16 protein-coding genes and 1 pseudogene are annotated in these 21,217 nt (G+C 63.8%); 8 read left to right on the forward strand and 9 right to left on the reverse strand.

All coding sequences use genetic code 11. From position 1 onward, the window contains the following. Window positions 1-37: 37 nt before the first annotated feature. A complete protein-coding gene (locus PPL01S_RS10755; protein WP_016393610.1) occupies window positions 38-265 on the forward strand; it encodes a hypothetical protein in 228 nt (75 codons plus the stop codon). Between the two features lie 41 nt (window positions 266-306). Here the strand turns inward: PPL01S_RS10755 and PPL01S_RS10760 are convergent, their stop codons facing one another. The 5 genes from PPL01S_RS10760 to PPL01S_RS10780 all read right to left on the reverse strand — a co-directional run bounded on the left by PPL01S_RS10760 (window position 307) and on the right by PPL01S_RS10780 (window position 5,739). After that, window positions 307-786, reverse strand: coding sequence for a copper chaperone PCu(A)C (locus PPL01S_RS10760; RefSeq protein ID WP_028624971.1), 480 nt, complete (start codon window positions 784-786; stop codon window positions 307-309). Next, window positions 787-1,395: an SCO family protein gene (locus PPL01S_RS10765; RefSeq protein WP_016393608.1), complete on the reverse strand. Its 609-nt coding sequence runs from the start codon at window positions 1,393-1,395 to the stop codon at window positions 787-789. It lies immediately after the preceding gene. A 186-nt stretch (window positions 1,396-1,581) separates the two neighbouring features. Continuing rightward, complete coding sequence (gene nfuA, locus PPL01S_RS10770) at window positions 1,582-2,166, reverse strand: Fe-S biogenesis protein NfuA (RefSeq protein ID WP_016393607.1); 585 nt, start codon at window positions 2,164-2,166, stop codon at window positions 1,582-1,584. A 58-nt stretch (window positions 2,167-2,224) separates the two neighbouring features. Then, on the reverse strand, window positions 2,225-3,259 hold the full coding sequence (locus tag PPL01S_RS10775; protein WP_028624972.1) for an acyltransferase family protein: 1,035 nt from the start codon (window positions 3,257-3,259) through the stop codon (window positions 2,225-2,227). A 179-nt stretch (window positions 3,260-3,438) separates the two neighbouring features. After that, a complete protein-coding gene (locus PPL01S_RS10780; RefSeq protein WP_016393605.1) occupies window positions 3,439-5,739 on the reverse strand; it encodes a fatty acid cis/trans isomerase in 2,301 nt (766 codons plus the stop codon). Between the two features lie 167 nt (window positions 5,740-5,906). Here PPL01S_RS10780 and metH point away from each other — a divergent pair, with 167 nt between their 5' ends. Together metH and PPL01S_RS10790 are read left to right on the forward strand one after the other, a co-directional pair. Beyond that, window positions 5,907-9,614 (forward strand): methionine synthase, encoded by a 3,708-nt coding sequence (gene metH, locus PPL01S_RS10785; protein WP_028624973.1) that lies wholly within the window; start codon window positions 5,907-5,909, stop codon window positions 9,612-9,614. An 85-nt stretch (window positions 9,615-9,699) separates the two neighbouring features. Continuing rightward, window positions 9,700-9,918, forward strand: coding sequence for a DUF2970 domain-containing protein (locus PPL01S_RS10790; RefSeq protein WP_028624974.1), 219 nt, complete (start codon window positions 9,700-9,702; stop codon window positions 9,916-9,918). A 270-nt stretch (window positions 9,919-10,188) separates the two neighbouring features. On the opposite strand, the gene PPL01S_RS10795 is transcribed toward PPL01S_RS10790, so the two are convergent. After that, the gene (locus tag PPL01S_RS10795) at window positions 10,189-11,265 is read right to left on the reverse strand and encodes an ABC transporter substrate-binding protein (RefSeq protein ID WP_028624975.1); all 1,077 of its coding nucleotides are present in this window, start codon (window positions 11,263-11,265) and stop codon (window positions 10,189-10,191) included. A 210-nt stretch (window positions 11,266-11,475) separates the two neighbouring features. On the opposite strand from PPL01S_RS10795, the gene PPL01S_RS10800 reads away from it, so the two are divergent. After that, complete coding sequence (locus PPL01S_RS10800; RefSeq protein ID WP_016393601.1) at window positions 11,476-13,128, forward strand: nitrite/sulfite reductase; 1,653 nt, start codon at window positions 11,476-11,478, stop codon at window positions 13,126-13,128. Continuing rightward, on the forward strand, window positions 13,112-13,606 hold the full coding sequence (locus PPL01S_RS10805) for a DUF934 domain-containing protein (RefSeq protein WP_016393600.1): 495 nt from the start codon (window positions 13,112-13,114) through the stop codon (window positions 13,604-13,606). The genes PPL01S_RS10800 and PPL01S_RS10805 overlap by 17 nt, the downstream gene beginning before the upstream one ends. Window positions 13,607-13,826: 220 nt before the next feature. Here the strand turns inward: PPL01S_RS10805 and PPL01S_RS25905 are convergent. Further along, window positions 13,827-16,151 (reverse strand): annotated as a pseudogene (locus tag PPL01S_RS25905) (NEL-type E3 ubiquitin ligase domain-containing protein); the annotation flags it as partial. 221 nt (window positions 16,152-16,372) lie between these two features. Here PPL01S_RS25905 and dkgB point away from each other — a divergent pair. From dkgB to PPL01S_RS10825, 3 genes are all read left to right on the forward strand, one after another. Then, complete coding sequence (dkgB, locus tag PPL01S_RS10815; RefSeq protein ID WP_016393598.1) at window positions 16,373-17,176, forward strand: 2,5-didehydrogluconate reductase DkgB; 804 nt, start codon at window positions 16,373-16,375, stop codon at window positions 17,174-17,176. A 6-nt stretch (window positions 17,177-17,182) separates the two neighbouring features. Next, on the forward strand, window positions 17,183-18,364 hold the full coding sequence (locus PPL01S_RS10820; protein ID WP_016393597.1) for an MFS transporter: 1,182 nt from the start codon (window positions 17,183-17,185) through the stop codon (window positions 18,362-18,364). Window positions 18,365-18,523: 159 nt separating this feature from the next. Continuing rightward, window positions 18,524-18,988, forward strand: a complete 465-nt coding sequence (locus tag PPL01S_RS10825; RefSeq protein ID WP_028624980.1) for a nuclear transport factor 2 family protein — start codon at window positions 18,524-18,526, stop codon at window positions 18,986-18,988. A gap of 6 nt (window positions 18,989-18,994) precedes the next feature. On the opposite strand, the gene PPL01S_RS10830 is transcribed toward PPL01S_RS10825, so the two are convergent. Continuing rightward, on the reverse strand, window positions 18,995-20,344 hold the full coding sequence (locus tag PPL01S_RS10830) for a HAMP domain-containing sensor histidine kinase (RefSeq protein ID WP_028624981.1): 1,350 nt from the start codon (window positions 20,342-20,344) through the stop codon (window positions 18,995-18,997). After that, window positions 20,341-21,051: a response regulator gene (locus PPL01S_RS10835; RefSeq protein WP_028624982.1), complete on the reverse strand. Its 711-nt coding sequence runs from the start codon at window positions 21,049-21,051 to the stop codon at window positions 20,341-20,343. The genes PPL01S_RS10830 and PPL01S_RS10835 overlap by 4 nt, the downstream gene beginning before the upstream one ends. Window positions 21,052-21,217: the final 166 nt, after the last annotated feature.

The raw sequence follows: 21,217 nt of genomic DNA on the forward strand, positions 1-21,217 counted from the left end.
CCTGCTACACTGACAGGGCTAAACGGAGGATCCTGCCATGTCCGAAAGAGAGCTCACCACCCTCCTGTCGCTGATGACCCAGCGCCAAGCCTGCCTGAGCAGTGCCTGCAAGGAGATTGCCGACTGGATCGACCGGCAGGGCGATGTGCCCGCCGCCGGCAAGATCCGCGCTAGCCTCAAGGCGCTGGAGGCCGACGAAGCCCAGGTCCGCAAGACCTTGACCTCGCTGACCCTCGACAGGCCTTTGCCACGTTTTCGTAGCTGAATGAACTGGGGCCCAAAGCGGCCCCAGGCGAATCGGTTGTATCAGTGGTTCATGTGCATGTGGTCATGCCCGCCCGCGCCCGCAGTCAGGGCTCGAACTTCTGCCTGCACGTCCAGCGTTTCCTTCGCGCCCTTGGCATCTTCGATGGTCAGGGTCAGCGGCACGTTCTCGCCTTCCTTCACCTGCTGGGTCAGGCCCATCAGCATCACGTGCAAACCATTCGGGTCCAGGGTCACCGGCTTGCCCGCCGGCAACTCGACGGCCTTCACTTCCTTCATGCCCATCACGTCGCCGTTCATGGTCATCTCGTGCACCTGCACGGTCTTGGCCACTGGCGAAGCCACGCCCACCAGCTTGCTGTCGGTGCTGGCGGTCAGCGTCAGGAAGGCACCGGTGGATTGCTGGTGCGGCACACTGGCACGCACCCAGGCATCGCTCACGGTGGTCTCGGCAAGGGCCGGCAGGGCCAGGCCCATCAAAGCCAGAACGGCCAGGCCGCGCTTGATCAGTTGCATCGACATTCAGCAGATCTCCATCAGGGTGCGCAGGTCTTCGGCACATTCCTCGGCGTTCAGGGAATGGCCCAGGCTCAGGCGCAAGGTGCCACGTGTGTCGTAGACGTAGCTGGTGGACGAATGGGAAATGGTATAGGTGTCACCGGCCGGGACCTTCTCGTAGAACACCTTGAACTCCTTGGCCACCTCGGCGATTTCCTCGGGGGTGCCGGTGAGCGCGGTGAACGTCGGGTCGAAGGCCTTGACGTAGGCATCCAGCACTTCAGGCGTGTCACGCTCCGGATCCAGGGTGATGAACACCGCCTGGAACAGGTCGCGGTCGCGGCCCTTGAGCAGCTTGCGGATTTGCGCAGCGCGCGCCAGTGCGGTCGGGCAGACGGCCGGGCACTGGGTGAAGCCGAAGAAGATCATCGGCATGCTGCCGTAGAAGCTCGACAGGGTACGCTCGTTGCCCTGTGGGTCCTTGAGGCGGAACTTGCGCCCGAGGATCTCGTTGCTCATGTTCTTGCCGTACTTGAAGTCGAGCCCCCGGGCCGGGCTGCAGCCAGCCAGCAGGCCGAGCCCGAGAACGCCCATCCCGGCGACTACCGCGCGCCGGGTCAACAGATCAGTCATGGAACCATCCTTTTCAGGGAAGGTGCCGGCCCCAGAAGCGGGCCGGCTGAAAAACCGGGGCATTCTTGCATGACACCCAGAAGGGTTCTACCCGACCAGGGCGGTGACGGCCTGCAGCCCTTTAAACATGGGCTGCGGCCTGTTGTCGCAGGGGTTGAAACCGTAACACTTTGTTGCTAGCGCCCATCAGTAGTAGGCATTTTCTTTCTGGCTGTGGTCGGTCACGTCACGCACGCCCTTGAGTTCTGGAATACGCTCTAGCAACGTACGCTCGATGCCTTCCTTCAAGGTCACGTCGGCCTGGCCGCAGCCCTGGCAGCCGCCGCCGAACTGCAGCACGGCGATGCCGTCGTCGACCACATCGACCAGGCTCACCTGGCCGCCGTGGCTGGCCAGACCTGGGTTGATCTCGGTCTGCAGGTAGTAGTTGATGCGCTCGTTGATCGGGCTGTCTTCGTTGACCATCGGCACCTTGGCGTTAGGCGCCTTGATGGTCAGCTGGCCACCCATGCGGTCGGTGGCGTAGTCGACCAGTGCATCTTCCAGGAACGGCACGCTGACCGCGTCCAGGTAGGCGGTGAAGCTCTTCAGGCCGACCGGCTCGTCGTCGGGCTTTTCTTCGCCCGGCTTGCAGTAGGCGATGCAGGTTTCGGCGTACTGGGTGCCCGGCTGGGTGATGAAAATGCGGATGCCGATGCCAGGCGTGTTCTGCTTGGAAAGCAGATCGGCCAGGTAATCATGGGCGGCGTCGGTAATGGTTATAGCGCTCATGGAAGTTCCTCACAGACTTGCGGCCAAGTGTACGCCAACCTGGCCTTTGTACAAAGTCCTAGTATTTGACTCGGGAAAGCGCGAACGCCGGGGTTTGCTCCCGTGGTGCCGCCAGCCAGGCCTGCAGCCGCCGGTACAGGCCACGCTCCAGCCACTGATAGCTGAACCACGACATTAGTCCAATGGACGGCACGCACAGGGCGAACACCAGGTAGGGGTTCAGGTGCAGGCGCTGGCTGGCGAACCAGCCGGCGTACAGCACCAGCACGTGGACCAGGTACACCGAGTACGAGCAATCGCCCAGCGCCTTGAGCACGCGGTTGCCATGGAAGTACGGCTCCAGGGCAATGAAGGCCAGCACTATCAGAGCGCTTGGTAGCCCCCAGTGCAGCAGGCGCTGGGATGCATCCAGGTGATAGAGCGCATAACCCGCCACCCCGAGCACCGCCAACGGCAACCACAGGCCCTGTCGTACCAGGCCACGGCGGTACAGCACACCGATGCCGATGCCGAGCAGGAATTCGTAGATGATGTCGTTGCTGTAGAAATGGCTGAGCACGCCAAGGCGGCCCAGCCCCTCGCTGACCAGCAGCAAGGCGGCCGTCACCAGCAGCAGGTGGTGACGCTGACGCACCAGGAACGCCAGGCCGAACAGCAGATAGAAGAACATCTCGAAATTCAGCGTCCAGCCCACGTTCAAGGTCGGGTACAAACCGTAGCCGCCTGGGTTTTCCGCCGGGATGAAAAACAGCGACAGCAACAGGTGCCGCCAGGCGAACGCCTGGTGCGGCATCCATTGGCTGAAGGCCAGCAGCAGCGCCGCCATGAGCGCCGTGTAGAACCAGTAGGCAGGGACGATCCGCAGCGCCCGGTTGAGCAGGAACTGGCCCGGCTCGATGGCTTTGTCACGGGTCGAAAGGTAGATCACCAAGCCGCTGATGACGAAGAAGATGTCGACGCCCGCAGCACCGCGATCGGTGAGGAACTGGCCAACGGGGCCGGTGGCGTGGAAGTCGAAGAAGATCTGCATGAAGTGGTGGCAGACCACCACCCAGGCGGCGAACGCCCGCAGTGCCTGAAGCGAATACAGCATGAAATACCCTGCGATTGCCGGTGCATTGAGGCCCGGCGAGCGCATCGCGCTCGATCGCCGGCAAGCCGGCTCCCACAAAGGTCAGGTGCAACATCGATCCCTGTAGGAGCCGGCTTGCCGGCGATTGGGCCACCCACCGTTTCCGACCGCAGTGCCTTCGGAAAGGTCAGCCGAACCGATCAGAGGTTCTCGTAGCGGTTCATGTCCAGCACACCCGCCTCCACCGGCGTGGTCTCCTTGATGTAGCTGTTCAGGTCATGGAAGTAGCGCCAGAAATCTGGATGACTGCGGCGCACTCCCCAGCGCATGACGATGCGCTCGAACTTGGCCGCATCGTCACGCGCGTACTCCATGTCTTCGACGAACTCCGGCACATCCTTGGTCGGAATGTTGAACATGAAGTTCGGATAGCTGCTGAGCACCCCCGGGTACAGGGTCAAGGTGTCCAGCCCCGGCATGTAGCGACGGGCCTCGCCCAGCAGGAAGGCGACGTTGCTGTGCGCCCGGTTGCGCAACAGGCTGTAGACCTGGCGCTGACCGCCCTCGCCTTCGATGCGCAGCATGGTCGCCTCGGGCAGCTGGTTGATCACCGGCAGGCCCGCTGCCGGGCGCGACACCAGGCGGCTGAGCGACTGCTCGGCATTGCGGAACTCTTCCGTCATCTGCGGCCGCGAGCAGTAGGCGCCCTGGCAGCGGTTGATCGGGTCGGGCGCGGCATTGAGGCTGCCGGTGCGCTGCAACAACTTGAGGCCGAAGTCGCGCTTGGGGTCGCGCGGGTCAAGCTTGATGCCGCTTGGGGTGTCGGTGTCGATATCCTCGTAGTCGAGCCACATCTTCACCTTGCCGCTGTGCTGGTACCAGTCACTGAGGATCGCCCCGCGCTGGTCCGCCGGCATCAGGCGCAGGAAGTTGATCTCGGCACCGTTGCGGATCAGGTCGAAGTACAGGCGCGTCTGCAACTGGTGCGAGACATTGCCGAACACATCGAAGTTGACCGCCAGCTGGTAATAGGTGCGCTCGAACAGCGGGTAGTCGAACAGCCACACGGTCAGCGGTACGTCACCGATCAGGCCCTTGGTCACCGAGGCGCTGTCGAAGTGGCGGAAGATGCTCAGCAAGGCGTTGTCGTTGCCCGCCCACAGGGTCGCCCAGCCCGGCGCTGGCATTTCGGCATAGGCTTCGCGGCGCAGCTTCTCGTAGTCGTTGCGCTTGTCGCGGTAGGCGTGCCAGAGGCTGAGGACGCTGCCTACGTCGTCGATCTGACCGGGCATGGCCAGCAACGGCGTGGCTTTGCCCCGGTACTCGGCGTCGGTGAGGTAGCGGTCGTGGGCCGGCTCCTGGAACAAGGCCCAGAAGTTGTCGCGGATCACGTCGGTGGCGATCTGCCCGCGGCACACCGGGCCACGGATGAAGGTCCGCACGAAGTATTCGGCGTTGTCGAGCATGAATTGGTAGCGCGCCACCGCCGGGATCGCCTCGAAGGTCTCGAACGGGTTGGCCCGGTGGCGCGGCCCGTAGCCCGGCAACGCCGAGGCGTGCCAGTCGCCGGCATAGAACAGCTGCTTGACCCGCTTGAGCTTCTGCGGCCCCATCGGGTAGGTGATGTGGGTCTTGTGCACGATCACGCCTTGCACCGGAATCAACCGATAGTAGAAATCGGTGCCCGGCGGGTCGTTGGGGCGCCGGGTGGCGATCAGGTCGACCGGCTGGCCGCTTGGCGTGCGCGAACGCACCCACTGGAAGAAGTGGCCCTGCTCGCCACCCACGAAGTAGATGTGCGCCAGGAACAGGTGCTCGTACAGCCAACGACCGACCAGCGCCTCGGTCGAGCCAGGGCGATTGAGCAGCTCTTCCCATTCGCTGATCTGACTGGCTTCCGCCGAACTGGGCTGGATCGGCTGGTACTCGACCGGCGCGCCGGCTGCCAGCCAGTGCTGGAGGGTCTGGTACTCCTTGTCGGTCAGGCCGGTGACCGCCAGCGGCATGCCCTCTTTCGGGTGGGCGCCGGCATAGGCGTCGAACTCGTGGGGCAACGGGCACATGTTGTTGCGCTCGAGGCCCAGGACGATGTCCTCGGGCAGCTTGGCATTGGGGGTCAGTGGCGTCTTGTGCCCCAGCTCGAGCATGCGCGCCATCAGCGCCGCCTGGCTGCCCTGGTTGTCGAGCACCGAATAGAAGCCCTTCTTGCGCCACGCTTCTTCGCTGTGGGCGTCGTAGAACAACCGCGTGGTGGCCACCGCCTTGCTCCGATCACCCTGGTACACCGGTACCTTGGTGGCACCACGTACCGCGCCCTCGGGGCTTTCCAGCTTGAGCTGGCAGGCGGCGTCGTTACACGCGTGGCAGGCCACGCACTTCTCGGTGAAGATCGGCTGGATATCCCGGGTGTAGGAAATTGCCGGGCTCGATTGGGGGGGCTGCCCGAACACCATGCTGCTGGTCAGCAAAGCGAGGGCGGCAGCCATGAGGCGATGCACCATGTGCCGTAAGTCCTGGTTCTTGAAAGCTATCACGATTGCCTGGTCGTCCCTGGGTGCTGGAAGCCTCAACATGAACAGAATTCATGCAAATGGCCGATGCGCCTAAAATCCGCGCAGCTTTGTTATGATTCCGCACCTTCTGATATTTGCCCGACCAGGTAGTTCCTATGTCCGACCGCAGCGCTCGTCTCCAAGCACTCCAGAACGCCCTCAAAGAGCGCATCCTGATCCTCGACGGCGGCATGGGTACTATGATCCAAAGCTATCGACTCGAGGAACACGACTATCGTGGCACGCGCTTCGCCGATTGGCCAAGCGACGTCAAAGGCAACAACGACCTGCTGCTGCTCAGCCGCCCGGACGTGATCGCCGCCATCGAGAAAGCCTACCTCGATGCCGGTGCCGATATCCTCGAAACCAACACCTTCAACGCCACGCAGATTTCCCAGGCCGACTACGGCATGGAATCGCTGGTCTACGAACTCAACGTCGAAGGCGCGCGCATCGCCCGTCAGGTCGCCGACGCCAAGACCCTGGAAACGCCAGACAAGCCGCGCTTCGTTGCCGGCGTGCTCGGCCCGACCAGCCGCACCTGCTCGATCTCCCCGGACGTCAACGACCCCGGCTACCGCAACGTCACCTTCGACGAACTGGTGACCAACTACATCGAAGCCACCCGCGGCCTGATCGAGGGCGGCGCCGACCTGATCCTGATCGAGACCATCTTCGACACGCTCAACGCCAAGGCGGCGATCTTCGCTGTGCAGCAGGTGTTCGAGGACGACGGCATCGAACTGCCGATCATGATCTCCGGCACCATCACCGATGCCTCTGGCCGCACCCTGTCGGGCCAGACCACCGAGGCGTTCTGGAACTCGGTGCGCCACGCCAAGCCGATTTCCGTAGGCCTGAACTGCGCCCTCGGCGCCAAGGACCTGCGTCCATACCTCGAGGAGCTGTCGACCAAGGCCGACACCCACGTCTCGGCCCACCCCAATGCCGGCCTGCCCAACGCCTTCGGTGAGTACGACGAAACTCCGGCGGAAATGGCCGCGGTGGTCGAAGAGTTCGCCGCCAGCGGTTTCCTCAACATCATCGGCGGCTGCTGCGGCACCACCCCGGGTCACATCCAGGCCATCGCCGAGGCCGTGGCCAAGTACCCGCCACGGGAAATCCCGGAAATCGCCAAGGCCTGCCGACTGTCGGGCCTGGAGCCGTTCACCATCGATCGCCAGTCGCTGTTCGTCAACGTCGGCGAGCGCACCAACATCACAGGCTCGGCCAAGTTCGCCCGGCTGATCCGCGAAGAGAACTACACCGAGGCCCTGGAAGTCGCCCTGCAGCAGGTCGAGGCCGGCGCCCAGGTGATCGACATCAACATGGACGAAGGGATGCTCGACTCCCAGGCCGCCATGGTCCGCTTCCTCAACCTGATCGCCGGTGAGCCGGACATCTCGCGCGTGCCGATCATGATCGACTCCTCCAAGTGGGAAGTGATCGAAGCGGGCCTCAAGTGCATCCAGGGCAAGGGCATCGTCAACTCGATCTCCATGAAGGAAGGCGTCGAGCAGTTCAAGCACCACGCCCGCCTGTGCAAGCGCTATGGCGCCGCCGTGGTGGTGATGGCCTTCGACGAGGTCGGCCAGGCCGACACCGCCGCGCGCAAGAAGGAAATCTGCCAGCGCAGCTACGACATCCTGGTCAACGAAGTGGGCTTCCCCCCGGAAGACATCATCTTCGACCCGAACATCTTCGCCGTTGCCACCGGCATCGAAGAGCACAACAACTACGCCGTCGACTTCATCGAGGCCTGTGCCTACATCCGTGACCACCTGCCCCATGCCCTGAGCTCGGGCGGTGTATCCAACGTGTCGTTCTCGTTCCGTGGCAACAACCCGGTGCGCGAGGCGATCCACTCGGTGTTCCTCTATCACGCCATTCGCAACGGCCTGACCATGGGTATCGTCAACGCCGGCCAGCTGGAGATCTACGACGAGATTCCGGCCGAGCTGCGCGAGAAGGTCGAGGACGTGGTGCTCAACCGCACCCCGCACGGCACCGACGCGTTGCTGGCCATCGCCGACGACTACAAGGGCGGCGGTGCGGCCAAGGAAGTGGAGAACGAAGAGTGGCGCTCGCTGCCGGTGGAGAAGCGCCTGGAGCACGCGCTGGTCAAGGGCATCACGGCGTTCATCGTCGAAGATACCGAAGAGTGCCGCCAGCAATGCACACGCCCCATCGAAGTCATCGAGGGCCCGCTGATGAATGGCATGAACGTGGTCGGCGACTTGTTCGGCGCCGGCAAGATGTTCCTGCCGCAGGTGGTGAAGTCCGCCCGCGTGATGAAGCAGGCGGTGGCCCACCTGATTCCGTTCATCGAGGCCGAGAAAGGCGACAAGCCCGAGGCCAAGGGCAAGATCCTCATGGCCACGGTCAAGGGCGACGTGCACGACATCGGCAAGAACATCGTCGGCGTGGTACTGGGCTGCAACGGCTATGACATCGTCGACCTCGGGGTGATGGTGCCGGCCGAGAAAATCCTGCAGACCGCCCGCGAGCAGAAGTGCGACATCATCGGTCTGTCCGGGCTGATCACCCCGTCGCTGGACGAGATGGTCCATGTTGCCCGCGAGATGCAGCGCCAGGGCTTCAACCTGCCACTGATGATCGGCGGCGCCACCACCTCCAAGGCGCACACGGCGGTCAAGATCGAGCCCAAGTACAGCAACGACGCCGTCATCTATGTCACCGACGCCTCGCGCGCGGTGGGCGTGGCGACCCAGCTGCTGTCCAAGGAGCTCAAGCCAGGTTTCGTCGAGAAGACCCGCCAGGACTACGTCGAAGTCCGCGAGCGCACCGCCAACCGCAGCGCCCGCACCGAGCGCCTGAGCTATGCCCAGGCGGTGGCGACCAAGCCCAAGTACGACTGGGCCGGCTACCAGCCAGCGGTGCCCTCCTTCACCGGCGTCAAGGTGCTGGAGAACATCGACCTGCGTACCCTGGCCGAGTACATCGACTGGACCCCGTTCTTCATATCCTGGGACCTGGCCGGCAAGTTCCCGCGCATCCTCACCGACGAAGTGGTCGGCGAAGCCGCCACGGCGCTGTACAAGGACGCCCGCGAGATGCTCGACAAGCTGATCGAAGAGCAACTGATCAGCGCCCGCGCCGTGTTCGGCTTCTGGCCAGCCAACCAGGTGGCCGACGACGACATCGAGGTGTATGGCGAAAACGGCCAGGCCCTGGCCACCCTGCACCACCTGCGCCAGCAGACCATCAAGCCCGATGGCAAGCCGAACTTCTCCCTGGCCGACTTCGTTGCACCGAAAGACAGCGGCGTCACCGACTATGTGGGCGGCTTCATCACCACCGCTGGCATCGGTGCCGAGGAAGTGGCCAAGGCTTACCAGGACAAGGGCGACGACTACAGCTCGATCATGGTCAAGGCCTTGGCCGACCGCCTGGCCGAAGCCTGCGCCGAATGGCTGCACGAACAGGTGCGCAAGGAGCACTGGGGCTATGCCTGCGATGAGCACCTGGACAACGAGGCGCTGATCAAGGAGCAGTACAGCGGCATCCGCCCTGCCCCGGGCTACCCGGCCTGCCCGGACCACACCGAGAAGGAAACGCTGTTCCGTCTGCTCGACGGCACCGCGATTGGCGAGACCGGGCCAAGTGGCGTGTTCCTTACCGAGCACTTCGCGATGTTCCCGGCGGCAGCGGTCAGCGGCTGGTACTTCGCCCACCCGCAGGCGCAATACTTTGCCGTGGGCAAGGTCGACAAGGACCAGATCGACAGCTACAGCGCGCGCAAGGGGCAGGATGTGAGCGTCAGCGAGCGCTGGTTGGCGCCGAACCTCGGGTACGACAGCTAAGCCCCATCGCCGGCAAGCCGGCGATGAGGCCGGTACATTTCACCTACACTGTCCCTGATTGCCTCTGATTTCCTCAGGAGCCCCCATGGACGATTCCAGCCAAGGCAACCCCCCGACCTTCTGGCAGATGCTGCACAGCGTCCTTGCCGCCGCCTTCGGCGTGCAGAGCGGCAAGAACCGTGCACGCGACTTCACCCATGGCAAGGCCAGCCATTTCATCGTGCTGGGCACGCTGTTCACCTTGATCTTCATCCTGGTGCTGATCGGCCTGGTGCAGCTGGCCTTGCACCTGACCGCCCGCTAGAACGCAATCCGCCCGCGGAAGTCCATTCCGCGGGCGGCTCAGGTTGCATCACGGTCTTGAGATTCAAGGTGCTACTGGTGGCTGACCCAATATACGGCAGTGACCACCACCAGAACGATCAGACAGAGGATCGCCCAGGCATCGACGCTGCTGTCAGCTTTGCGGACCTTGGTAGAGTTTCCCATTGCATTGCCTCTTGTAGTGGTTATGGGAATGCACTTCACCACCAGCAGTTAAGACGACCAAAGTCCTTTGCTCAAGCAAGGTCTTTCAATACTCGACGGGTGACGCAAGAAAGGGATATTGATAGTTGGCAGGCCGCCCTTCGGCACTGTAACGCTGGAAATCGACACCGTAGTCTTCCTTTTCCAGCAGCTTGAGCCAGCGCTTGGCCTTGGCCTGATCGATAGATTGCAACACTGGCAGCACATGCTCGGCTCGCCCATCCCGGTTGACCTGCAGCCCTTTGGCGTCGTCATGCAGCATGACCATGGCCCAGCCACCCAGGCTGAAATGGCCGCCCATCAACACCCCCAGGCGCCCGTCGATCCGCGCACGCAGCGCTTCGGGGGAGCTGTTGACCGCGCTGAACACCACATCGCGCCCCGGCATGCGCCCCGCCGCCTCGAACGCCTGCATGGCGCCAAAGGCCATCTCGTCATTGGCCGACCACACCAGCTTGGTCTGCGGGTAACGCTGCAACAGCAGTTGCGCCTGCTCGAACGCCCTCTGCCGGTTCCAGCCGCCGTACACCACCTGGCGCAACCTCACCTGGGGGAAGTCGGCCAGGGCCCGACGCATGCCCTGTTCGCGCAACTGCGAGGCAGGCGTCGTCTTGACCCCGGAGAATGCCACCAGGTCGATCGGCTCGTTGCTGCGCGGCAGCAAGGCCACCATCTGGTGCAGCATCTGGTAGCCCGCCTGCTCGTCATTGCCGGTGAGCGTGCCCAACAGCTCCCCGTACTTGCCAGGTTGCCCCTCGATGCTGTGGGCCTGGCCCGCCGTCAGGCCGTTGTTGACCAGGAACAGCTTGACCCCGGTGCCCTTGGACAGGCGAATGATTTCCGGCGCCACGTACTGTTCGTTGACCAGTACCAGGTATTCAGGCCGCTGCGGGCCTTGCAGAATCGCCCGCGCCTGGGTCAGCGCCCGTTCGGCATTGCGCTCGCCATACTCCACTCGCAAGGTCATGCCCAGGTCGTCTGCGGCCGCCTGCATGAAGCGAGAATAATCAAGCCAGAAGGTTTCAGTGGATTGGCCGGGGTTGAGGAAAACCACCGAGGCGGCCTGGGCCGTGGCTGCCAATGGCAAGCTCAGCCACAAGCTTCGGCACAGCGCCTTGAGCATGCGGTCAACCCCGTGGACAAACGCGGGAGTATAAACGCCGGCGGGGCATTCAAGAACAAATGCCAGTCAGTCTCAGTTAGTTCGTTTGGTTCTTTTCATATGCAAAAACATCACTTTAGCGCATAACCCCAACCTGATATCGTTCCCCCGCTCCGTACCGGAGTGCGCGGCCGTGCGCGCGAATAGCTGCATGCCTGAGACAGGACTTTTATGTACGTATACGACGAGTACGATCAGCGGATCATCGAGGACCGCGTCAAGCAGTTCCGTGATCAGACCCGCCGCTACCTGGCCGGAGAGCTGAGCGAAGAAGAATTCCGCCCTCTGCGCCTGCAGAATGGCCTCTATATCCAACGTTTCGCGCCGATGCTGCGCGTCGCCGTGCCTTATGGCCAGCTGAACGCCCGCCAGGTCCGCACTCTGGCCAAGATCGCTCGCGACTACGACAAAGGCTACGCCCACATTTCCACCCGCCAGAACGTGCAGTACAACTGGCCGGCACTGGAAGACATCCCGGATATCCTCGCTGAACTGGCCACCGTGCAGATGCACGCGATCCAGACCAGCGGCAACTGCCTGCGCAACACCACCACCGACCAGTTCGCCGGTGTGGCCGCAGACGAAATCATCGATCCGCGCCCCTGGTGCGAGATCGTCCGCCAGTGGACCACCTTCCACCCGGAATTCGCCTACCTGCCGCGCAAGTTCAAGATCGCCATCAACGGCTCGAAAGAAGACCGCGCCGCGATCGAGGTGCATGACATCGGCCTGGAGCCGGTGCGCAACGCCGCCGGTGAGCTGGGCTTCCGCGTGCTGGTTGGCGGCGGCCTGGGCCGTACCCCGGTGGTCGGTTCGTTCATCAACGAGTTCCTGCCGTGGCAGGACCTGATCAGCTACCTGGACGCCATCCTGCGCGTGTACAACCGTTACGGCCGCCGTGACAACAAGTACAAGGCGCGGATCAAGATCCTGGTCAAGGCACTGACCCCTGAAGTGTTCGCCGAGAAAGTCGAGGCCGAAATGGCCCACCTGCGCGGCGGTAACAGCACCCTGACCGAAGCCGAAGTGCAGCGCGTCTCGCGCCACTTCGTCGATCCGGAGTACCTGGCCCTCGACAACGTCGACTACAGCGCCCAGGACGCCGAGAACCCAGGCTTCGCCCGCTGGCGCTCGCGCAACACCCGCGCCCACAAGCGCCCTGGCTATGTCGCCGTGACCCTGTCGCTCAAGCCCACCGGCGTTGCCCCTGGCGACCTGACCGACAAGCAGCTCGACGCTGTGGCGGACCTCGCCGAGCGCTACAGCTTCGGCTTCCTGCGCACCTCCCACGAGCAGAACATCATCCTCGCCGACGTCGAGCAGCGCCAGCTGCACGCCTTGTGGCTGGAACTGCGCGAAGGTGGCTTCGCCACGCCGAACATCGGCCTGTTGACCGACATCATCTGCTGCCCGGGCGGTGACTACTGCTCGCTGGCCAACGCCAAGTCGATCCCGATCGCCGAATCCATCCAGCGCCGTTTCGACGACCTGGACTACCTGTTCGACATCGGCGAGATCGACCTGAACATCTCCGGCTGCATGAACGCCTGCGGCCACCACCACGTCGGCCACATCGGCATCCTCGGCGTGGACAAGAAGGGCGAAGAGTTCTACCAGGTGTCGCTGGGCGGCAACGCCGCGCGTGACGCGAGCCTGGGCAAGATCCTCGGCCCGTCCTTCGCCCAGGATGACATGGCCGATGTGATCGAGAAGCTGATCGCCGTGTACGTCGAGCGACGTACCGAGGAAGAGCGTTTCATCGACACCTACCAGCGTATCGGCATCGACCCCTTCAAGGAACGCGTCTATGCAGCGAATCATTAAGCACAACCAGATCGTCGACGAAACCTGGCACCTACTGCCCAAGGAAACCACCCTCGACGAGCTGACCAACTGCGACGACTACATCGTCCCGCTGCAGCTGTGGCGCGACCATGCCCACGTGCTCAAGGCCCGCGACGGCGGCCTGGGCGTGTGGCTGGACAGCGACGAGCAAGCCGAAGAAATCGGCGACGACGTCAAGCACTTCCAGGTCATCGCCCTGAACTTCCCGGCCTTCACCGACGGGCGCAACTACTCCAATGCGCGCCTGCTGCGTGACCGCTATCAGTTCAAGGGTGAACTGCGCGCCATCGGTGACGTGTTGCGTGACCAGCTGTTCTTCATGGCCCGCTGCGGTTTCGATGCGTTCGCCATCCGTGCCGACAAGGACCCGGAAGACGCGCTGCAGAGCCTGAAGGACTTCTCGGTGACCTACCAGGCCGCCACTGACGAACCGCTGCCGCTGTTCCGCCGCCGCTGATCGTCCCTGCCGTACCGACCAGCCCGCCTTTGGCGGGCTGGTTCGTTTGTGCCGCCTGGATTATCCGATCTGCCAGCCCTGGCGCTGTACCGCTTCGCGGCTCAGCTCGATGAGCAAACCCTGCTCTGCTGCTTCGCGTTCGGTCACGACCTGCTCCACCTGCTGCAGGTATTGCTGATCTGCCATCATTGCCCCCTGCTCGATCAATGCCTCCAACCGCCACCTCGGCATGCTGCTCGCAGGCGTCGATGATCTGCCACACCCGCGCCTGCATGTCGCGGGGCTGGTTGTGGTACTCACGGGTATCAAGCAGGTCCGTGAAGAACCGCATCAGGTCCCCCGACTGCGGATCACGTTGCAGACGCTGCCATTGCGCCAGCCGCTGTTCACGCTGTGCGGGGGTGAAGCCACGCAACCATTGCGCGTCAGGCGCGCCTCCCGCCGGGGCGTGTACCCGGCGGGACGATCCCCCCGCATCAGCACTGGCACGCGCGCGCTGCAGACGCAACGCGCTATCCTCGGTGAGCGGGTTGTCGTGCAAATGCAGGCGCTGCAACAGCCGCGGCGAGTAGCCGAAAAGCTCGTCAGGCAACACACGAATCTGATTGTCGCGCATGTCCAGCGCCTGCAAGTGGGGATGCACCGACAACTCTGCCGGCAATACCTCCACCCCCGTGCGGCGCAGCGACAAGCGACGCATCTGCGCAAACGACGCCAGCGGCGGCAGCATGCCGATGGGGTTGTCATTCAGGTCCAGGCGCCGCAGGCCGCTCAGCTGCGCCAACCGTTGATTGTCCTCGGCCGTGAGCACGATGCGGTTGTTGCCCAGGCGCAGGTTCCTGAGCCCGCCCAGCTGTTCGACCCCTACAGGTAGGCGGGTCAGGCGATTGCCTCTCAAGTCCAGGTTGCGCAGCCCGGAGAAACGCGCGAACAAGGAGGCATCGAGTGCATCCAGCTGCATGTCGCGCAGGGTCAGGTGAGTGATATGACTGAAGTCCACATCCGCAGGTAATGCCGGCAACTCGCCTACCCGGTCGCCTTCGATGGCCAAGTGGAAGTCACCTTGCACCATGCCCGGATACATGCGCCGCCAACTGCACAGAATGCGCCTGGCCACCCAGGCACGGCGCAAGCGCCGGATCAACCCTTGGCCTGGCTCGTTGCGCCAGGTGTGCAAGGCCTGCTGCAGGCTTGCCCGGGCCTGACGCAACTGGCTGAAGTGTTGCCACGGATCCAGCTGACGCTGCGTCAGCGCCTGCACGTAACCCTCCAGCTGGGCATCATCCAATAGCGGAAACAGCTGCCCAAACCCCTGCAGCAAAGCCTGCCGGCCTCCCTGGCCGCGACCGCTGAGCGGATAACCCAGGCGCCCGTCCATCAAACGCTGTGGGGGGCGCATGCCCTGGCCGACCGGCACCAGGCCAATCTGCTTCGCCACCGCCGCGCGGTCCACCGTCACGTCCTCGCCAATGGCCGCTTGTTGATACAAGGCGGCACAAGCACGGTCCAGCCGGCTGTCGCGTACCGCCCAGCGTGCCCGTTCAGCCAGGCTCAATGGCACTCGTTGCCCATTGAGCAGGCTGTCCAGCTCGACGCTGTTGGCCTGCTCGACGATTTCCCGTGCGCAGCGCGGTGTGAGCCCTGCGAAGTCACGCATCAGCACCCGGTCTGCCGGTTGCGGATTGACCTGGCGGTTAATGAAGATTTCTTCGAAGGCATCGCCCTGCACGCGCGGATAGCGCTCACGCAATTGCTGACGCTCGATGACATCCAGCAGCCGCGCGGGGGGCGCGGCGTTTTCCAGATGCAGCCGACGCAGACAGTCGGTGTCGATGCCTGTGATACGCAGCGCGCTCTGTGCCGCTTCCTCGGTGATTGCAGCCGTTCGACTGGAAAGGCGCCGTAGCAGATAGACAGGATCATTCCAGTATCGCGGCTGTTCCAATTCATGCGTCCAGCCACCGGCGCCGTTGTGCACCAACTGTGGCCTGTAGGCATCGGGGTGGTCAGGGTGGCGGATACGCCAGCCATCGCCGGTCGAATCCTGCTCGACCACGTAAGCCCCTTGGTACAGGCGCCTGTGCTGTCGGCCACCCTGGTGGACGATCTGGCCTACCTCCAGTGCCTGCTCGCCCTCCTCGAGGGCATACCCTGGCAGGTCAGGGTCACACAGACGTAACCGCCCATCTGCAAGCGACACCGGCAACAGCCTGTCGACCCTGGCGACCCGCTGCACCAGCTTGCCCATGCCGTGCGCAGCGGCAGATGTAACCCCAACCAGCGCGACCGTTTCAGCGACATTGAAGAGATGACCCAGCGCCGCCTGCCGGTCGCCCAGTTGCCAATCCTGGTAACCTTCATAGACATCGCCGGCAATCTGAATGGCGATGGCACCGAGCATCACTTCACCAAGCCCTGGCACGAAGAACGCTGCCAACCCCAGCAGGTCGAGCGCCAACTCCGTGTAGGCCTGCAAACGCGCCAGACGATCCGCGCTGTCCTCGTCCCCCGTCGGCACCGCCAGTACCCGAGCGTCATCGGTCATGGCAGGGGGCCCGTTCGGGAAGAGGAACGGCAGCTGACCTCGGAGGGCCCGATGACAGGCTGTATCTATGTATCGATGGCATAGCCGGCAAGGTGATTCGTGCTCACAGGTCAAATAACCTTGACTGAGGTGAGCCTTAATCAATGCGGGTGAAACGCGCACACTGCCTGTCACTCGAACATCGACCGGGCCACGGCCCGCTGAATTCAGGAGCAGCCACCATGAGCATTCCATCCTTCGGCCTCGGCACCTTTCGCCTTACCGGCCAAGCCGTCATCGATTCGGTAAAGTCCGCCCTGGAGCTGGGCTACCGGGTCATCGACACCGCGCAGATCTACAAGAACGAGGCCGAAGTCGGCCAAGCCATCGCCGAAAGCGGCGTGGCGCGCAACGAACTGTTCATCACCACCAAGATCTGGGTCGACAACTATGCAGCCGACAAACTCATCCCCAGCCTGCGCGAAAGCCTGACTAAGCTGCGCACCGATTACGTCGACCTGCTGCTGATCCACTGGCCAGCACCTGGCAATGGCGTTGAACTGCGCGAATACATGACCGCACTGGCCGAGGCGAAGACGCTCGGACTGACGCGGCAGATCGGTGTTTCCAATTTCAACATCGAACTGACCCGGCAAGCGATCGAGGTGGTCGGCAAAGGTGAACTCGCCACCAACCAGATCGAACTCAGCCCCTACCTGCAGAACAGCAAGCTGGCAGGTTTCCTCAAGGACCAGGCCATTACCGTCACCTCCTACATGACCCTGGCCTACGGCAAGGTGCTGAAGGACCCAGCGCTGGCGGAAATCGCCGCCAAGCACAAGTCCACCGTCGCGCAGGTGGCGCTGGCCTGGGCGCTGCAGCTGGGTTACGCGGTCATTCCGTCGTCCACCAAACGCGAGAACCTGGCAAGCAACCTGCTCGCCCGCGACCTGAAGCTGGATGCCGATGACATGGCCCACATCGCCTCGCTCGAACGCAATGGCCGCGAAGTCAGCCCTGACGGCCTGGCGCCGGAGTGGGACTGACCAGCGATGAGCACACTCTCTCCTAAACGGGTCCTGTTCGCCCTGGCCATCGGCGCCTTCGGCATCGGCACCACCGAGTTCACCCCAATGGGCCTGCTGCCGGTCATCGCCGAAGGCGTGGATGCCAGCATCCCCAGCGCGGGCATGCTGATCACCGCCTACGCCATCGGCGTGATGGTCGGCGCACCGATCATGACCCTGCTGTTCAGCCGCTTCGGCAAGCGTGCAGCGCTGATGTCGCTGATGGCCATCTTCACCCTGGGCAACCTGTTGTCGGCACTGTCGCCGGACTACTACACCCTGCTCGCCTCGCGCCTGGTCACCAGCCTCAACCACGGGGCCTTCTTCGGCCTCGGCGCGGTGGTCGCCGCCAGCGTCGTGCCCAAGGACAAGCAAGCCAGCGCCGTGGCAACCATGTTCATGGGACTGACCATCGCCAATATCGGCGGCGTGCCGGCGGCCACCTGGATTGGCCAGCAGGTCGGCTGGCGCATGGCGTTCGCCGGTACCGCCGTGCTTGGCCTGCTGGCCATGGCCGCGCTGTGGTATGCCTTGCCCAAGGGTGAGCGCGGTAGCGTGCCCCACGTGCGCAAGGAACTGGCCGTGATCGCCCGCCCCAACGTCCTTCTGGCGATGGCCACCACCGTGCTCGGGGCGGGGGCGATGTTCACCCTGTACACCTACGTGGCGCCGGTGCTCGCCGAACTGACCGGCGCCTCGGACAGTTTCGTCACCCTTGGCCTGGTGTTGATCGGGGTCGGTTTCACCCTGGGCAACAGCCTGGGTGGACGCCTGGCGGACTGGTCGCTGGACGGCGCGGCGCGGATCTTCCTCGGCGCCCTGGCGCTGATCATGTTGCTGATGCCGCTGGTGCTCGGCAGCCACTTGGGTGCCGCCCTCGCCTTGCTGGTGTGGGGCATGTTCACCTTCGCCGTGGTACCACCGCTGCAGATGCGGGTGATGACCGCAGCCGCCGAGGCGCCAGGCCTGGCTTCGTCGATCAACGTCGGCGCATTCAACCTGGGCAATGCCGTGGGCGCGGCCTTGGGCGGCGCGGTGATCAGCCTGGACCTGGGCTACGCCGCGGTACCGATGGCCGGTGGCATGCTGGCCGCTGCCGGCTTGCTGCTGGTCTGGCTCGGCGGGCGCGGCAAGGTGGCTGAAAAGGCCCTGAGCGGCACGGCCTGATCGCCAGCGCACCGAGGCTGCGTTGCAGCCTCGGTGCCTTGTTCGTCGGCGAGACCGATCATTGCGCTTGCCGAAATGATGAAATGCCGCGGGCGCCCATTCTCGGCCCCGCTCCCCCGTACTACGCTCCTACTGCGAATTCATTCCGAGGAGCTCACGATGTCCCGCCCCCCATTGCCGCCGTTCACCCGCGAAAGCGCCATCGAAAAGGTCCGCCTGGCCGAAGACGGCTGGAACAGCCGCGACGCCGCCAAGGTGGCGCTTGCCTACACGCCCGATACCGTCTGGCGCAATCGCGTGGAGTTTCCCCGTGGCCGTGATCAGGTAGAGGCCTTTCTGGTGCGCAAGTGGAACCACGAACTGGAATATCGGCTGATCAAGGAGCTCTGGGCCTTCAGCGGAAACCGCATCGCCGTGCGCTATGCGTATGAGTACCACGACGACAGTGGCCAGTGGTTCCGCGCCTACGGCAACGAGAACTGGGAGTTTGCCGACGATGGCCTGATGCAGCATCGCCACTCGAGCATCAACGAACACCCGATCACGGAATCGCAGCGCAAATTCCGCTGGCCCCTGGGCCGGCGCCCGGACGATCACCCCGGGCTCAGCGACCTCGGACTCTGAGGCTGGTCAGCCGATGGGCAGCGTGACCTTGACCTCGAGCCCACCACCGAGGCGGTTTTCCAGGGTCATGCTGCCGCCCTGCTCGAGCACGATGGCGCGCGCTGCCGGCAAGCCGAGGCCAACGCCACCGGTGTCCTTGTTGCGCGAGCCTTCGATGCGAAAATACGGCTCGAACACACGCTCCTGCAGTGGCACGGCAATCCCCGGCCCACGGTCGAGCACACGGATCACCAGTTGTTCGGCATCGACCGTGAGCCTTACCGAAGGCTCGCAACCATACTTCGCCGCATTGTCGATCAGGTTGACCACGACCCGCTTGATACCGATCGGCCGGCCGACATAGACACAGCGCTGTGGCCCGACGTAGCTGACATCCAGCCCGCCATCGCGGAAGTCGTCGACCGCCGTCTGCAACAGCTCGCCCAGGTCGAACGCGGTGGCCGGCTCCAGCCGCGCGTCATCGCGGAAGAACTGCAAGGCGGCATCGACCATGGCCTGCATCTCGTCCACGTCCTTGAACATCTTCGCCTGCAGTTCGGTGTCCTCGATGAACTCGCCGCGCAAGCGCATGCGCGTCAGCGGCGCGCGCAAGTCATGGGAGATGGCCGCCAGCATCTGCGTGCGGTCATCGATGAAATGCTTGAGCTGGGCCTGGGTGGCGTTGAACGCCAGGATGGCCTGGCGCAGGTCGTGGGGACCGACCACCGGGATCGGTGGCGCGTTGAAGTCCTTGCCGAAGCGTCGCGCACCTTCGGTGAAGCGCTCCAGCGGGTCGGCCAGGTAACGGGCGGCAAACCAGGCCACTGCAAGGCTGGAGAACATCATCAAGGCCAGGATGATCAGGTTGCGTGGCAGCTCATCCAGGCCCCAGCTGCGATCGTTGACGTGAAACAGCACCCACGACCGGTCCGAGAGCTGGACCAACAGGGCATAGCCGCGTTGCGCCGCTGGCAAGTTGCCGGGCCCGAACACCTCGATCTGCACATCCGGGCGTTGCAACAAGGCGCTCAGAATCGCCGCGCCCTTGTGCGTGTCGCGCTGCACCTGCGCCGGCAAGCCGGTCTCGTCCCGCTGGCGCAGCCATTGCACGCTGTACGAGCCATCGCCCGCAGCACTGGCGATGTTGGCGCGCTGCGACACCTCGGCTGCATCGACCATGCGGGTAACGGTGGCGATCTTCTCGATGACGCCGCTTTCCAGCAACGGCGGCTGTGCCCAGACACCCAGCACCAGGCTGAACAGCCACTTGAGCAGCAACAGGCTGAGCATGGCCGCCAGGGTGGTCAGCGCGATCCAGCGGGCGATGGTAATACGTGGCCGGGGCATGGCCTTGCGTGCCCGGGCAAGCCAGCTCATCGCTTGTTCACGGTGGCAGTGAACAGGTAGCCGACATTGCGCAGGGTGCGAATCAGTGGCTCGCTGTCGCTGTCGGTTTCCAGCTTGCGGCGCAGCCGGCTCACTTGCACATCGATGCTGCGATCGCAGGCGTCGTGCGCCTCGCCGCGCGCCAGGTCCAGCAACTGCTGGCGGCTGAGCACGCGCCGGGGGTGCTCGGCGAACACCAGCAGCAGTTCGAACTCACCATTGGACAAGGGAATTAAGACGTTCTCGGGCGAACGCAGTTCACGGCGCATCACATCCAGCTGCCAGCCCGAGAACTCGAGAAATGCCCGTGGGCTGGCGGGCGGGTTGCTGGCACTTTCGCTCGCCCGGCGCAACACCGCGCGCACCCTGGCCAGCAGCTCGCGGGCCGCGAATGGCTTGGTCAGGTAATCGTCCGCGCCCAGCTCCAGCCCGACCACCCGGTCGCTCAGCTCGCCCATGGCGGTCAACATGATCACGGCGACCTTGTATTCGGCGCGCAGGCGCTGGCACAGCACCAGGCCGCTGTCGCCTGGCAGCATCACATCGAGAATGACCAGGTCCGGCACGCGCCGCTCGAGCGCCTGCCAAAGCCCTGCGCCATCACTGGCGACATCGACTTCATAACCTTGCTGGCGAAGGAATTTCTGTAACAGGTCAAGCACTTCGACATCATCGTCGACAATTAGCAAATGACTCACGCCGGGGCACCGCGAACGAAGTGAAATAAGGCGTACTGTAATGCCACCTTCCGCTGTTCGTCATATATTTCTGCGCTGCAACAAAGTGTCTTCGCCGAGATAATCCGGACATTCCCAGGCAATCAATCCTCTGCAGCATTGGCACCAGTTCTTGACTGGAATCTGC

The sequence above is a fragment of the Pseudomonas plecoglossicida NBRC 103162 = DSM 15088 genome (assembly GCF_000730665.1).
GTDB lineage: Bacteria > Pseudomonadota > Gammaproteobacteria > Pseudomonadales > Pseudomonadaceae > Aquipseudomonas > Aquipseudomonas plecoglossicida.

Coding starts and splice junctions, on each gene's coding strand:
- PPL01S_RS10775 (WP_028624972.1), bottom strand. CDS start 3,259: ATGCTGTATTCGCTTCAGGCACTGCGGGCGTTCGCCGCCTGGGTGGTG.
- PPL01S_RS10805 (WP_016393600.1), top strand. CDS start 13,112: ATGCAGCGAATCATTAAGCACAACCAGATCGTCGACGAAACCTGGCAC.
- PPL01S_RS10765 (WP_016393608.1), bottom strand. CDS start 1,395: ATGACTGATCTGTTGACCCGGCGCGCGGTAGTCGCCGGGATGGGCGTT.
- PPL01S_RS10780 (WP_016393605.1), bottom strand. CDS start 5,739: ATGGTGCATCGCCTCATGGCTGCCGCCCTCGCTTTGCTGACCAGCAGC.
- PPL01S_RS10820 (WP_016393597.1), top strand. CDS start 17,183: ATGAGCACACTCTCTCCTAAACGGGTCCTGTTCGCCCTGGCCATCGGC.
- PPL01S_RS10755 (WP_016393610.1), top strand. CDS start 38: ATGTCCGAAAGAGAGCTCACCACCCTCCTGTCGCTGATGACCCAGCGC.
- dkgB (WP_016393598.1), top strand. CDS start 16,373: ATGAGCATTCCATCCTTCGGCCTCGGCACCTTTCGCCTTACCGGCCAA.
- nfuA (WP_016393607.1), bottom strand. CDS start 2,166: ATGAGCGCTATAACCATTACCGACGCCGCCCATGATTACCTGGCCGAT.
- PPL01S_RS10830 (WP_028624981.1), bottom strand. CDS start 20,344: ATGAGCTGGCTTGCCCGGGCACGCAAGGCCATGCCCCGGCCACGTATT.
- PPL01S_RS10790 (WP_028624974.1), top strand. CDS start 9,700: ATGGACGATTCCAGCCAAGGCAACCCCCCGACCTTCTGGCAGATGCTG.
- PPL01S_RS10760 (WP_028624971.1), bottom strand. CDS start 786: ATGTCGATGCAACTGATCAAGCGCGGCCTGGCCGTTCTGGCTTTGATG.
- PPL01S_RS10825 (WP_028624980.1), top strand. CDS start 18,524: ATGTCCCGCCCCCCATTGCCGCCGTTCACCCGCGAAAGCGCCATCGAA.
- metH (WP_028624973.1), top strand. CDS start 5,907: ATGTCCGACCGCAGCGCTCGTCTCCAAGCACTCCAGAACGCCCTCAAA.
- PPL01S_RS10795 (WP_028624975.1), bottom strand. CDS start 11,265: ATGCTCAAGGCGCTGTGCCGAAGCTTGTGGCTGAGCTTGCCATTGGCA.
- PPL01S_RS10800 (WP_016393601.1), top strand. CDS start 11,476: ATGTACGTATACGACGAGTACGATCAGCGGATCATCGAGGACCGCGTC.